The organism is Sphingopyxis sp. PAMC25046 (assembly GCF_004795895.1).
Taxonomy (GTDB): domain Bacteria; phylum Pseudomonadota; class Alphaproteobacteria; order Sphingomonadales; family Sphingomonadaceae; genus Sphingopyxis.
This window is the reverse complement of record NZ_CP039250.1, coordinates 2,522,849-2,535,379: the sequence shown is the minus strand read 5'-3', so window position 1 is coordinate 2,535,379 and position 12,531 is coordinate 2,522,849. Positions and strand designations below refer to the sequence as shown.

Genomic DNA, 12,531 nt, shown 5'->3' with positions numbered 1-12,531 from the left:
TGCAGCCTGCGGGCAGTTTCTTTGCATATCCGGCCGCGTCGGAAATGATCGCACTGGATTCGGGCGAGAAACCGCGTTTCTGGGTCACGATCGACACCGAGGAGGATTTCGACTGGGACGCGCCGTTCGCGCGCATCGGCTATCGCCTCGCCTCGGTTCCGGCGCTCGCCGAATGCCAGGGCTATTTCGAGCGCGCGGGGGTGCAGCCCATCTATCTTGTCGACTGGCCGATCGTCACCGACAACCGCGCGGCCGAGATACTCGGCGCAGCGCAGCAGGCGGGACGCTGCGAGATCGGCGCGCAGCTTCATCCATGGGTCACGCCGCCGCACGATGAAGAAGTGAATGCGCGGAACAGCTATACCGGCAACCTGCCGCCGGGCCTGCAACGCGCGAAGATGACCGCGCTGCGCGATGCGATCCATAACCGTTTCGGTGTTCAGCCGACGGCCTATCGCGCCGGGCGCTATGGGCTCGGTTCCGATACGGCGGCGATGCTCGCCGAACTGGGATTTCGCTGCGACACGTCGGTTCGCAGCGGTTTCGATTATCGCGCGGGCCACGGCCCCGACTATCGCGACGCGCCGCTTCATCCCTGGTGGGTCAAAGCGGGGCGGGGCGCGGTGCTGGAGGTTCCGGTCACGACGGTTTTTGGCGGCCTTTTGGGCCGTGCGGGACGCGGCGTGTATCATCGCATCGCGCGCGAAGGGACACATGCCGGCGCCGCGCTCGCGCGCCTCGGCCTCGTCGAGCGGATCGCGCTGACCCCCGAAGGCATCCCGGCCGAGCGTGCGTGCCGGGCGATCGACATCGCCATCGACCTCTGCCTGCCGGTGCTGAACTTCTCCTTCCATTCGCCGTCGCTGCAGCCGGGCAACACGCCCTATGTCCGCAGCCAAGCCGACCTCGACCTTTTCTATCGCTGGTGGGACGTGGTGCTCGACCATCTCGCGCGGCGGGGGATCGAGGCGACGACCGCGGCCGAAATATTGGTGATGGCAGAGCGCAAGGCGGCGCGCTGAGGTTGGCGCTTGCCAACGCGCCGCGCCGTCCGCTATCGCCCGCATATCCCCAACCGGGTTTCGAGAGGGGGCCTGTAGCTCAATGGTTAGAGCTGGCCGCTCATAACGGCTAGGTTGCGGGTTCGAGTCCTGCCGGGCCCACCACTCCCTTCACCATTTCCCTTGCAAATCCGGAACGACGACGGTCCATTGTGCCGTCGGGAGGAGAGGAACATGAGGAAAGGTCGCGCCATTCTGGTCGGGGGGCTTGCGGTCGTCGCGGTCGTGGCGGGAACGGTGGCGGTGCGCACCGCGAACTTTGCGCCAAGGGATATCGCCGGCGGCAGCGATGTCCGGCTTGCCTCGGTGCCGGCCTATGACTTGAATGCCGCGGTCGCGCATCTGAGCGCGGCGGCGCAGATTCCGACAATCTCGCATCAGGAAGCGGCCGACAATGACATCGCCGAATGGGACAAGCTGCACGCGTGGCTCGCGGCGACCTATCCCGCGACGCACGACGCGATGACGCGCACGATCCTGCCGAACCGCACGCTCATCTATCATTGGTCCGGCAGCGACGCGTCGCTCGCGCCGATCATCGTCATGGCGCATCAGGATGTGGTGCCGGTGACCGAGGGGACCGAGGGTGACTGGAAATATCCGCCCTTCGCCGGCACGATCGCCGAAAAGGCCGTCTGGGGACGCGGCACCGTTGATGACAAGGGGTCGCTGATCGGCCTGTTCGAGGCGATCGAGGCGCTGGCGAAGCAGGGCTTCCAGCCGAAGCGCGGCATCTATCTGGTGTCGGGCCACGACGAGGAGGCGGGCGGGTCGGGCGCCGCGGCGGCGGCCGCCAAGCTGAAGGCCGAAGGCGTTCGCGCACTCTATACGCTCGACGAAGGCAGCGTCGTGCTGAGCGATACGCCGGTGATCAATGGGCCCGCGATCCTGATCGGCGTTGCCGAGAAGGGCTATGCGACGCTGAAAGTCACCGCCAACGCGCCGGGCGGGCACAGTTCGATGCCGCCCGCCGAAACCGGGGTGACGACGCTCGCGCGCGCGGTGCTCGCAATCACCGAAAAGCCTTTCCCGATCGAGATGCGCGGGCCCGGCGCGGCAATGGTCGAGGCGCTCGCCGCGCACAAGGGCGGGACGACGAAGATGGCGGTCGCGAACAAGTGGCTGCTTGGCTACCTGGTCAAGAACCAGTTATCGACGTCACCCTCGTCGGCGGCCGCCTTTCACACCACGATCGCGCCGACGATGCTGCAGGGAAGCCCCAAGGAGAATGTTCTGCCGCAATCGGCCACCGCGCTGATCAACTATCGCATTGCCCCGTGGAACAGCTCCGCCGAAGTCATGGCGCGCGCCAAGGCGGCAGTGGGCAAAGCGCCGGTCGATATTAGCTGGGTCAAGCCGCCGAACGAGCCTTCACGCGTGTCGTCGACCAGCTCGCAAGGCTGGAAATATGTGGTGGCGGCCGCGCGGGCCGATGCCCCCGGTGCGGTTGTTGCGCCCTTCCTGGTGGTCGGGGCGACCGACAGCCGCAGCATGGAGCCGATTTCACAGGATGTGTACCGCTTCATGCCGATGCACTTCACGCTGAAGGAAACCGCGATGATCCATGGCACCAACGAACATATGACGATCGACAGTTTCAAACGCATGATCGATTTCTATGCGCGGCTGATTGCGACGTCTGCGGGATAGACTTGGCGTCAAAGCCTGTTTAAGGCGCCCGCAGCGTCGGGGAGTGGCGCAGCCCGGTAGCGCGCTTGCTTTGGGAGCAAGATGTCGCAGGTTCGAATCCTGTCTCCCCGACCATTTGCTGCTCGATCAGCCCCGTTTCTTCGCCGACGTGCGTCGTGGCGCTCGCGGGGCGAGCGACGCGGGCGGCTCGATCACCGCACCGCTTCGCGCATCGACTGTGCCGCGTAATTTGGCGGGATCCATGCGAACCCCCGCCGCCCAACGCCGAAGGTCGGGCGGGCGATATCCGGACGATTTGCGCCAGCGGTCGAACACGCTGGCGTCGATCGTTTCGTTGACGCTGAGCCATGTCCCTTTTTCACCCGGAACGGCGGGCGCGGCGATACGGCGGTGAAAGCGTCGGCCAAGCTTGAAGATGCGATAGAAGCCCCCCAGAAAACTCCTGAAACTGTCGTGGATCGGCGCTCCGATCTCATAGCCGGTGGGAACAACTTCGCCGCGCCAGGCGAGGCCGAGCTCGCTGGCCTTTTTCATCAGCCAGGCGAGCGGCAGCTGCGGCAGGTCGTCGCCGGCAATGCCGCCGCCGACATTGGCGTGCGCGCCCGCGAACCAGCGCTGTTCGACGATCGTCGGCCGGACGCGGCGCTTGCCCGGCGGATCGGGCGTGTCGGGGGTGAAGCGCGTCCAGAGCGTCGGCGTGAACGCCGCGCGGTGTTCGTCGAGCGCGAGCGCCTGATAGGCATGCTCGAAAATCGTCGACAGCCGGGTGTTGTGAAAGCCGAAGCGCCGGCGGCTGATCCCCGGAATATTGCCGAACGGAATACCAAGCGCGCCGACGGTGTCCCAGACGCCGATCATCTTGACCGGGACGCGCCGTGAGTGGCGCAGCAGGCGCTTATCCGAGGCTGGCAGGTTCTTCGTCTGGTGCAGTTCGACGAAAGAGGGCGCCCGGTCGTCGAGCCGATATCGTTCGTAAAGTTCCTCGACCGAGAGCGGCGAGCCGGGGCGCAGGAGGCCGCAACGCGCGATCATCCCTGCGACGCTGCGCGCGGTGAAGGCGCCGCGACTGAAGCCGAAGAGAAAGATTTGGTCGCCTTGGTCGTAGTGACCCATCAACCAGCGATAGGCGCCGATGACATCGCGATCGAGACCATAGCCAAGCACACCGCCGCGGATGCGTTCGCCGTGCGGGGTGCCGACCCCGGCTGTGTAATAGCAAGGCTGCGGCACACCCGCCGCGTCCTGCGGCGCGACGAGCTGGCTGAGCCGCCAGACGCTCGTATTATCTTCGGAACTGTTCCAGGTGCCGTCGAGCAGGAGGACGAGCCTTTTTCCCGGCATGGTCACGGGCCCTTTTGCCATCGCGCGCTGCTCTCCCATCGGGGTTGGATCTTCTCATGTCCGCGGGGAGGTCGCAAGGCGGCGGGCGCGAAAACCTCGGCACAAAAAAAGACGGCCTTCCCGAAGGAAGACCGTCCCTTTTCGTTTCAGTCATCGCCCCGAAGGGCTGCGACTTACTTCTTTTCTTCAGCCGGAGCGGCAGCGGCGTCGGCCGGAGCAGCCTCAGCCGGAGCGGCAGCGGCGTCGGCCGGAGCAGCGGCTTCGGCGCCAGCGGCAGCAGCGTCGGCACCAGCGGCAGCGGCTTCGGCGCCGGCAGCGGCGGCGTCAGCGCCTTCTTCAGCAACAGCTTCAGCAGCCGGAGCTTCGGTGGTGGCTTCTTCAGCAGCCTTTTCACCGCAAGCGGCGAGGGCGAACATGCTGGCAGCAACGGCGATAGCAGCAAACTTCTTCATGATGTGTGGGCTCCCTAAAATGCCTTTCCGCGTCCGGGAAAACTTCCCGTACCGCGAGCGGCGGGATTTAGCCGTTCCGCGTGAATCGTCAACAAAAATAATTGAGATGGTTGGGGTGCGCGGGAATCTGTCATTTATCCGTAACCGTCACGGAAGTTCTCTATCGTCGCTGTCCGCGAGAATCGCCAGAACCGCGCTCCAGACCACCACATTCTGCCGCAATTGGGCTGGGTCGATCTTGTCGAGCGTGTCGTCGGGGGTGTGGTGCAGGTCGAAATAACGTGTCCCATCCTGTGCCAGATCCACCGCCGGAACGCCCGCCTGAACGAGCGCGCCGATGTCGGCGCCGCCGTTCGCGGGTTGCTTGCCGCGAACGACGCCGAACGGCATCACCGCGGCCGCGAGCTGGTCGGCAAGCGCCTTGGCGCCGCCCGGCAGCTTGAAGTCTATGCGCCACACGCGATCGGCGCCGAAATCGGATTCGAGCGCGACGGCATGCTTCTCGGTCCCGTGCTTCTCGAAATAGGCCTTGCCGCCGAATACGCCGACTTCCTCGGCGCCCGCCCACAGGATGCGGATCGTCCGGCGCGGCTGGCCCGCGGTCATCACATGTTTGGCGGCGGCGGCGACGATCCCGCAGCCTGCCGCGTCGTCGATCGCGCCGGTTCCGAGATCCCAGCTGTCGAGGTGACAGGCGATGATGACAGGGCTTGCGGCGGGGTCGCGCCCCGGGACTTCGGCGATGACGTTGCCCGACTTCTTCGTCCCGAGGTTCCGCGGGGTGAGGACGAGCTTCATGCGCAGCGGTCCGGATGCGGTGCCCGCTGTCACGCGCTTCCACTGGCGGACGAGCTGGTCGGCATCGGGGTTCGAGATGGCGCCGGCGGGGATCGGCTTGACGCCCGGCTCGAAATTGGTGCCGCCGGTGTGCGGGTTACGATGGTCGTCGGTGCCGATCGCGCGGATGACGGTCGCGATCGCGCCCTTCTTGGCCGCGACATTGGCGCCAGTGAAGCGGCCGCGACCGTAATAGCCATAGCCGCTGCCGTCCTGCGCCGGCGCCATCTGGTGATCGATGAAGACGATCTTGCCCTTCACGAGATGCTCGGGCGCCGCGGCCAAGGCGTCGAAGCTTTTAAAATAGGCGATTTCGCCCTCGATGCCCTTGGCGCCGGTCGAGGCGCTGGTGCCGAGCGCCGTGATCGCGAGCTTCTGCGGCCGGAAGGGGCTCGTCAGCCACGCCTCCTCCTCGCCGCGCACCCACACCGGCATATCGAACGGCTCGTCGCGAACATCGGCGAACCCCATCGCCTGCAGCCGCGCGACAGCCCATTCGCGCGCGGCCGCTTCGGCTTCTGTCCCGGCCATGCGCGGGCCGATCTCGGTCGTGAGGTCCTCGGTGATCGACCAGGCGAGGTCGTCGCCGCGCTGCGCAAGCTCTACTGCACTCGGCGGCGGCGGGATCGATGCCGACAGCGGCGCAGCGAAAAGGGCGAGGCTCGCGCCGCCAAGCGCGAGAAGGCGGGCAGGGATGGGGTTCGTCATGCCCTTGTCCTAGCGGGGCAATTCGGCCCGCCGCAAGCGTCGATTGCCCAAAGATTGCCAACGCCGCCCCCATTCGCTAACCGGCCCCCAACTCTCCCGGCCGCACGACCGCGGCCCAGCCACTACCGGAGCTTGACCCCATGGCCGCCCAATATAGTTTCGTGATGAAGGGTCTGACCAAGACCTATCCCGGCGCGCAGAAGCCGACGCTCAACAATTTGAGCCTGCAATTCTATCCCGACGCCAAGATCGGCATCGTCGGCCCGAACGGTACCGGCAAGTCGACGCTGATGAAGATCATGGCGGGCATCGACAAGGATTTCGCGGGCGAAGCCTGGCCCGGCGAAGGCATCACCGTCGGCTATCTGGCGCAGGAGCCGCAGCTCGACCCGACCAAGACGGTCAAGGAAAATGTCATGGACGGCGTGCGTCCCGTCGCCGACATGCTCGATCGTTTCAACGAGATCAGCACCCTGATGGCCGATCCGCCCGCCGACGCCGATTTCGACGCGCTGATGGAGGAAATGGGCACGCTGCAGGAAAAGATCGACGCGATCGACGGCTGGACGCTCGACAACCAGCTCGAAATCGCAATGGAGGCGCTGCGCTGCCCGCCGGGCGACTGGAGCGTCGAGAATCTGTCGGGCGGTGAAAAGCGCCGCATCGCGCTCACCCGCCTGCTGCTCGAAAAGCCCTCGATCCTGCTGCTCGACGAACCGACCAACCACCTCGATGCCGAAAGCGTCGCGTGGCTCGAAAAGCATCTGGTCGACTATCCGGGCAACGTCATCCTCGTCACCCACGATCGCTACTTCCTCGACAATGTCGTGAACTGGATTCTCGAACTCGATCGCGGTCGCTATTTCGTCTACGAAGGCAATTATTCGACCTATCTCGAGAAGAAGGGCAAGCGTCTCGAACAGGAAGCGCGCGAGGACCAGGGCCGCCAGAAGGCGATCAAGGACGAGCTCGAGTGGATCCGGCAATCTCCTAAAGCCCGCCAGGCCAAGTCGAAGGCGCGTATCAAGAGTTTCGACCAGCTCGTCGAGGCGCAGGAAAACCGCACTCCCGGCAAGGCACAGATCGTCATCCAGGTCCCCGAACGGCTCGGCGGCAAGGTGATCGAGGTCAGCAACATCTCGAAGGCCTATGGCGACAAGCTGCTCTTCGAGGATCTGTCGTTCACGCTGCCGCCGGGCGGAATCGTCGGTGTCATCGGCCCCAACGGCGCCGGCAAGTCGACGCTGTTCAAGCTGATCACCGGGCAGGAACAGCCCGACGGCGGCAATGTGTCGATCGGCGATACCGTCCGCCTCGGCTATGTCGACCAGAGCCGCGATGCGCTCGACCCGAACAAGAATGTCTGGGAGGAAATTTCGGGCGGCCACGACATGATGTCGATCGGCAAGCACGAGATGCAGACGCGCGCTTACGTGGGCGCCTTCAACTTCAAGGGCACCGACCAGCAGAAGAAGGTCGGCCAGCTGTCGGGCGGTGAACGCAACCGCGTCCATATGGCCAAGATGCTGAAGCAGGGCGGCAACGTGCTGCTGCTCGACGAACCGACCAACGACCTCGACACCGAAACGCTCGCGGCGCTCGAGGAAGCGCTCGAGAATTTCGCGGGTTGCGCCGTGGTCATCAGCCACGACCGCTTCTTCCTCGATCGCCTCGCGACGCACATCCTCGCGTTCGAGGGCGACAGCCATGTCGAATGGTTCGAAGGCAATTTCGAATCCTATGAAGAAGACAAGATCCGCCGCCTCGGCGAAGGCGCGACGCGCCCCCACGCGACGACTTACAAGAAGCTGTCGCGCTAAAGGCGATGGAGGGGGAGGCGGCTCCGATCTCGTCGAGCGCGATCCGTTTGGACGCGGACGCGCTCAACGCCTTCATGGCGGAGGCCTTCCCGCATTCCGAACCGGGCTCGCGCGGCGCTGTCGTCTCGGCCGCGCCCGGTCATGTGCAGGCGCGGATGGACCCGAACGACAAGGCGCTGCGCCCCGGCGGGCTGATCTCGGGCCCGACGCAGATGGGCTTTGCCGACATGGCGGCCTATGCGCTCGTCCTCGCGCATATCGGCCCCGTCGCGATGGCAGTGACGAGCGCGCTCAATTATCAGTTCCTGCGCCCGTGCCGCCCGGGGCCGCTCTTCGCCGACGCGTATATGCTCCGCCTCGGCAAGCGGCTTGCGGTGATGGATGTGCGGATATGGACCGACGATGCCGACCGACCGGTCGGGCAGGCGAACGTCACCTACGCGATTCCTTGATGCCGGCGGGTCCGGGGCGGTCCTTATCGCTTCATGCACTGGCGCACGTCGTCGCGCTTATATTCGCTACAGTTCCACAGCGCCTTTTCGAACCCTGCCTTGTCGTCGCGGAGATATGAAAAGCTCATTGCGGCACGCTGCGTGTCGTTCATTGCCTCGCTGTCGGGTTTCAGCACCGGGTTGGTCCAGCCCATGAACTTGCAATAGGGCTTGTCGCCGCAGAGCCGCAGCGCGGTGGTCACGAAGCTTTCGGGCGCCGCCTTGCGGTCGAGTTGTATGTAGATGGTATCGCGGCCCGCGCTCTCGCCGGCGCCGGGCACGACCTTCGCCTCGCCGACCGCGGCATTGGCATCGACCGGAGCGGTGTCGGCGGACAGGTCCGGTGCGATGGCGTGGAGCGGCGAAATCCCCGCCAGCTTTGCCATCGGCCCGTCGCTGCCCGATACCGCACCGCGAAAGGCGCCCGGCGTCCCCCAATAGCCCGGCCAGCGGAAGAAGAGGTGGGTATCGACCACCGCGATCTTTTCGAGGCTGTCGCTCCAATAGGGGCGCACCCAGTCGGTGTGATAGTGGGTGGCGAGACCGACCTTGGGATAGGTGCCGCCCGCCAGCATCAGGTCGGCATTGTTACGCGCACGCTGCCAAGCGGCGTCCGAATAGCGGCGGTTCAAGGCGCCGTCGCAGGTGAAGGTGAACTGGCAGCCGGTGGCGCGCTCCGAACCCTGGAACACGACGGCACAGATCGATTTCGGAAAGGCCGGGTGGCGCGCGCGGTTGATCACGACCTGCCCGACCGCCTGTTGGCCCTTGGCGTCGTCGCCGGCCTCGTAAAGCATTGCGGCGGCAAGGCAGTCGCGCGCGCGCGCCTTGGCATCGCCGCCGCCGGCATAGACAAAGGGACGCGGCGCGACGAAGCCCTTGGTGACGAGCGGGATCTTCGCATTTTGCGTGCGCGCATCGGCTTCGGTCACCGGCGCGAGTTCCATCGGCGGTGCTTCGGGCACGACGTCGGCGGGCGGCGCCACGGGGTGTGGCCGTGCCATATAGCGTGCGCCCTCTTTCGCGCCATTGGTGTAGAGAACGCCGCCGATAGCCAGCGCGACGATCAGGACGAACAGCCAGCCCGTCCAGTCGTGCCGTAGCGGCAACGCCGATTCATCGCCTGCGCGGCGCATGGCGAAGGGTCAGATTTCCGGCAGAAAGTCGGGAACCGACAGATAACGCTCGCCCGTGTCGTAGTTGAAACCGAGCACGCGCGCGCCGGGCGGAAGCTCGGCGAGCTTCTGCGCGATCGCCGCGAGCGTCGCTCCCGAAGAGATGCCGACGAGGAGGCCTTCCTCAGTCGCGGCCCGGCGCGCGAAATTCTTCGCATCGGCGGCGTCGACCTTGATCACGCCGTCGAGCAGATCGGTGTGGAGGTTGCGCGGGATGAAACCGGCGCCGATGCCCTGAATCGGGTGCGGCGCGGGCTGGCCGCCCGAAATGACCGGTGAGGCCTCGGGTTCGACCGCATAGACCTTGAGGTTCGGCCAATGCTCCTTCAGGAATTGCGCGGTGCCCGTGATATGGCCGCCGGTGCCGACGCCGGTGATCAGCACGTCGATCGGCGTATCCTTGAAATCGGCGAGAATTTCGGGCCCCGTCGTGCGGACATGGACGTCGATATTCGCCTCGTTCTCGAACTGCTGCGGCATCCACGCGCCGGGAGTCGTTTCGACCAGTTCGATCGCGCGTTCGATCGCGCCCTTCATGCCCTTTTCGCGCGGCGTCAGATCGAAGGTCGCGCCATAGGCGAGCATCAACCGGCGGCGCTCGACCGACATGCTTTCAGGCATGACGAGGATCAGCTTGTAGCCCTTGACCGCGGCCGCCATCGCGAGACCGATGCCGGTATTCCCCGACGTCGGTTCCACGATGGTGCCGCCGGCCTTCAGGCTGCCGTCACGCTCGGCCGCTTCGATCATTGCGAGCCCGATCCGGTCCTTGATCGACCCGCCGGGATTGCTGCGTTCCGACTTCACCCAGACTTCGGCGTCGGGGAACAGCTTGGCCATACGGATATGTGGCGTGTTCCCGATGGTGTCGAGGATCGAATTGGCTTTCATGATCGGTGCGCTCTTTCTTTGAACTCGAATCGCGGGTCGCGGCGGACGCGATTTGGCCAGTCGCCGGCGCGCAGCCAAAGTGCTTCATCCGCCAGTTCCGGCATGGGCGCGGGTTGTAACGAGGCGAGGAGATACTGTCCATAAGGCCAGTCCCCGATCCCCGAGTCGGCGTTGATATGACCGAAGGGTCCGGCGTTTACGAAGCGCGCATCCCAATGGCGTGCGAGGCGCCACACCTGGGCGGTCTGGGCATAAGGATCATTGTCGCTGGCGACGACGATCATCGGCGTGCGCGAGGTGAAGGTAGGCGAGTCGGCAAAGCGCAGCGTCCTGTGCTTGTACCGCAGCCGGCCGAGGTCGGGTGGCGCGACGAGCAACGCCCCGGCGATGCGCGTTCGCGTCAGCGCGCTCGCGCCGGCGAACCAGTGGGCAAAGGCATGGCAGCCGAGGCTGTGCGCGGCGACGAGCACGGGTTCGCTCTCGGCCGCGATCGCAGCGGCGATCCGGCCTACCCATTCGTCCCTTTCGGGTCGGTCCCAGTTGCCGAGCTCGATTCGCTCGCTGTTGGGGAACTTGTTTTCCCACAGGCTTTGCCAGTGGGCCGGGCCGCTGTTGTTGAGGCCCGGAATTGTCAGGATTTTGTGGCGGATCGTCGCGCTGTGCATGACGGTTTCTCCATTGAGGGACAAGGGGGAACCGCGGTGACGGGTAGGAGATAGGTAACTCAACAAATTAAATTGACAATAGGTTTCGGACGGAACGAGCGCGAGGGACGGCAAATGGTTTGACCCTATTGCTTGCTTTGCCTGAACTGCGGTTCGAAGGTGCGCGCACGGCGGAGTTCGGGGAATATCCAGGCCCAGAGCGCGGTCACGCCGATCGCGCCCGCGCCGCCGATGACGACCGCGCCGACCGGCCCCAGCGCTGCGGCCATCGCGCCTGCGCGCATTTCGCCCAATTCGTTCGACGCCGAAATCGCGAGCCCCGATGCGGCGCTGACGCGCCCGCGCATATGGTCGGGCGTGTTGAGCTGGATCAGCGTGCCGCGCACGAAGACCGAGAACATGTCGGCTGCGCCCATGATCACGAGCACGCCGAGCGACAGCAACAGGTTGGTCGAGAGCCCGAAAATCACCGTCCCGGCGCCGAATACCGCGACAGCCCACAGCATCTTCACCCCGACGTTGCGTTCGATCGGACGTATCGCGAGGCCGACGGCGACTGCGACCGATCCAAAGGCGACGGCGGCGCGCATCAATCCCGCGCCTTCGGGCCCCGCGTGCAATATGTCGCGGGCGAAGACCGGGAACATCGCGGTCGCGCCGGCGAGCAGCACGGCGAACAGGTCGAGCGTGATCGTGCCGAGCAGGAAACGCTCGACCCACACGAATTGCAGCCCGTCGACCATCTCGCGCAGCGGGTGGCGGCGGACTTCGGCGGGCGGAGGCAGCACGGGACGAACGCGGCTCAATGTAAAGGCCGAGACCGCGAGCAGCGCGGCAGCGAAGACATAGACCGACCCCGGATGCGCCGCATAGATGAGGCCGCCCGCAGCGGGGCCGATCACCGACGCCGATTGCCACGCAATGCTGCTCATCGCGATCGCGCGCGGTAGCACCGCCGGGGGTACGATATTGGGCGCGATCGCGCTCATCGCCGGGCCCGAAAAGACGCGCGCGACGCCGTGCAGCGCGGCGAGGCCGAAGAGCAGGGGCAACGTCAGCCCGTCGATCCAGGTGAACCAGCCGAGCGTCGCGGCGATCAACAGATCAATGAGGTTCGAGAAGATCGCGACGCTGCGCCGTTCGAAGCGGTCGGCCGCCCAGCCGGCGACGGGGGTCAGGATCGCGAGCGGGACGAACTGAAAGAGGCCGAGCAGCCCGAGCTGGAACGACGCCTCCTTGATCGACATGCCATAGTCGGAGCGCGCGGTGTCGTAGAGCTGATAGCCGATCACGACGACCATCGCGATCGTCGCCATCACCGCGGTGAAGCGCGCGAGCCAGAAATAGCGGAAGTCGGGAAAGCTGAGCGGGGAGGGGGCTTTGGGCGTCGCCTCCGGCATCACCGGTTCTTCGCCTTCGGGTGGGGGGATCGTCGCCATC

Annotated in this window: 11 protein-coding genes and 2 tRNA genes; 6 read left to right on the top strand and 7 right to left on the bottom strand. The window is 65.6% G+C overall.

Going from position 1 to position 12,531, the window contains the following annotated elements; all coding sequences use genetic code 11:
- The first annotated feature begins 44 nt into the window (after positions 1-44).
- From E5675_RS11880 to E5675_RS11865, 4 genes are all read left to right on the top strand, one after another.
- Positions 45-1,022, top strand: a complete 978-nt coding sequence (locus E5675_RS11880) for a polysaccharide deacetylase family protein (protein WP_247594590.1) — start codon at positions 45-47, stop codon at positions 1,020-1,022.
- Positions 1,023-1,090: 68 nt separating this feature from the next.
- Positions 1,091-1,166, top strand: a tRNA-Ile gene (locus E5675_RS11875).
- A 69-nt stretch (positions 1,167-1,235) separates the two neighbouring features.
- Positions 1,236-2,711, top strand: a complete 1,476-nt coding sequence (locus E5675_RS11870) for a M20 family peptidase (protein ID WP_136174702.1) — start codon at positions 1,236-1,238, stop codon at positions 2,709-2,711.
- Positions 2,712-2,748: 37 nt separating this feature from the next.
- A tRNA-Pro gene (locus tag E5675_RS11865) sits at positions 2,749-2,825 on the top strand.
- A gap of 12 nt (positions 2,826-2,837) precedes the next feature.
- Here E5675_RS11865 and E5675_RS11860 read toward each other — a convergent pair.
- From E5675_RS11860 to E5675_RS11850, 3 genes are all read right to left on the bottom strand, one after another.
- Positions 2,838-4,073: a DUF2235 domain-containing protein gene (locus E5675_RS11860; RefSeq protein ID WP_210727520.1), complete on the bottom strand. Its 1,236-nt coding sequence runs from the start codon at positions 4,071-4,073 to the stop codon at positions 2,838-2,840.
- Positions 4,074-4,225: 152 nt separating this feature from the next.
- Positions 4,226-4,504 carry a hypothetical protein gene (locus E5675_RS11855; RefSeq protein WP_136174701.1) on the bottom strand — a complete coding sequence of 93 codons (279 nt, stop codon included), beginning with the start codon at positions 4,502-4,504 and terminating at the stop codon, positions 4,226-4,228.
- 147 nt (positions 4,505-4,651) lie between these two features.
- Complete coding sequence (locus E5675_RS11850) at positions 4,652-6,049, bottom strand: M20/M25/M40 family metallo-hydrolase (RefSeq protein WP_136174700.1); 1,398 nt, start codon at positions 6,047-6,049, stop codon at positions 4,652-4,654.
- A 140-nt stretch (positions 6,050-6,189) separates the two neighbouring features.
- On the opposite strand from E5675_RS11850, the gene ettA reads away from it, so the two are divergent.
- Together ettA and E5675_RS11840 are read left to right on the top strand one after the other, a co-directional pair.
- Entirely contained in the window at positions 6,190-7,869 is a 1,680-nt protein-coding gene (gene ettA / locus E5675_RS11845; protein ID WP_037558168.1) for an energy-dependent translational throttle protein EttA, read from the top strand.
- Between the two features lie 47 nt (positions 7,870-7,916).
- Positions 7,917-8,321, top strand: coding sequence for a PaaI family thioesterase (locus tag E5675_RS11840; protein WP_247594589.1), 405 nt, complete (start codon positions 7,917-7,919; stop codon positions 8,319-8,321).
- Positions 8,322-8,344: 23 nt separating this feature from the next.
- Here the strand turns inward: E5675_RS11840 and E5675_RS11835 are convergent, their stop codons facing one another.
- The 4 genes from E5675_RS11835 to E5675_RS11820 are packed head-to-tail and all read right to left on the bottom strand — an operon-like array spanning position 8,345 to position 12,530.
- Positions 8,345-9,496 carry a cell wall hydrolase gene (locus E5675_RS11835; protein WP_136174698.1) on the bottom strand — a complete coding sequence of 384 codons (1,152 nt, stop codon included), beginning with the start codon at positions 9,494-9,496 and terminating at the stop codon, positions 8,345-8,347.
- Positions 9,497-9,505: 9 nt separating this feature from the next.
- The gene (cysK, locus tag E5675_RS11830) at positions 9,506-10,426 is read right to left on the bottom strand and encodes a cysteine synthase A (RefSeq protein ID WP_136174697.1); all 921 of its coding nucleotides are present in this window, start codon (positions 10,424-10,426) and stop codon (positions 9,506-9,508) included.
- Complete coding sequence (locus E5675_RS11825) at positions 10,423-11,205, bottom strand: alpha/beta hydrolase (protein ID WP_136174696.1); 783 nt, start codon at positions 11,203-11,205, stop codon at positions 10,423-10,425. Before E5675_RS11825 ends, cysK begins: the two co-directional genes overlap by 4 nt.
- 11 nt (positions 11,206-11,216) lie before the next feature.
- A complete protein-coding gene (locus E5675_RS11820) occupies positions 11,217-12,530 on the bottom strand; it encodes an MFS transporter (protein ID WP_136174695.1) in 1,314 nt (437 codons plus the stop codon).
- Between the last annotated feature and the right edge of the window lies 1 nt (position 12,531).

Excerpts from the sequence above, each read along its gene's own strand:
- E5675_RS11880 (WP_247594590.1), top strand. The coding sequence starts at position 45 with ATGATCGCACTGGATTCGGGCGAGAAACCGCGTTTCTGGGTCACGATC.
- E5675_RS11870 (WP_136174702.1), top strand. The coding sequence starts at position 1,236 with ATGAGGAAAGGTCGCGCCATTCTGGTCGGGGGGCTTGCGGTCGTCGCG.
- E5675_RS11860 (WP_210727520.1), bottom strand. The coding sequence starts at position 4,073 with ATGGCAAAAGGGCCCGTGACCATGCCGGGAAAAAGGCTCGTCCTCCTG.
- E5675_RS11855 (WP_136174701.1), bottom strand. The coding sequence starts at position 4,504 with ATGAAGAAGTTTGCTGCTATCGCCGTTGCTGCCAGCATGTTCGCCCTC.
- E5675_RS11850 (WP_136174700.1), bottom strand. The coding sequence starts at position 6,049 with ATGACGAACCCCATCCCTGCCCGCCTTCTCGCGCTTGGCGGCGCGAGC.
- ettA (WP_037558168.1), top strand. The coding sequence starts at position 6,190 with ATGGCCGCCCAATATAGTTTCGTGATGAAGGGTCTGACCAAGACCTAT.
- E5675_RS11835 (WP_136174698.1), bottom strand. The coding sequence starts at position 9,496 with ATGCGCCGCGCAGGCGATGAATCGGCGTTGCCGCTACGGCACGACTGG.
- cysK (WP_136174697.1), bottom strand. The coding sequence starts at position 10,426 with ATGAAAGCCAATTCGATCCTCGACACCATCGGGAACACGCCACATATC.
- E5675_RS11820 (WP_136174695.1), bottom strand. The coding sequence starts at position 12,530 with ATGGCGACGATCCCCCCACCCGAAGGCGAAGAACCGGTGATGCCGGAG.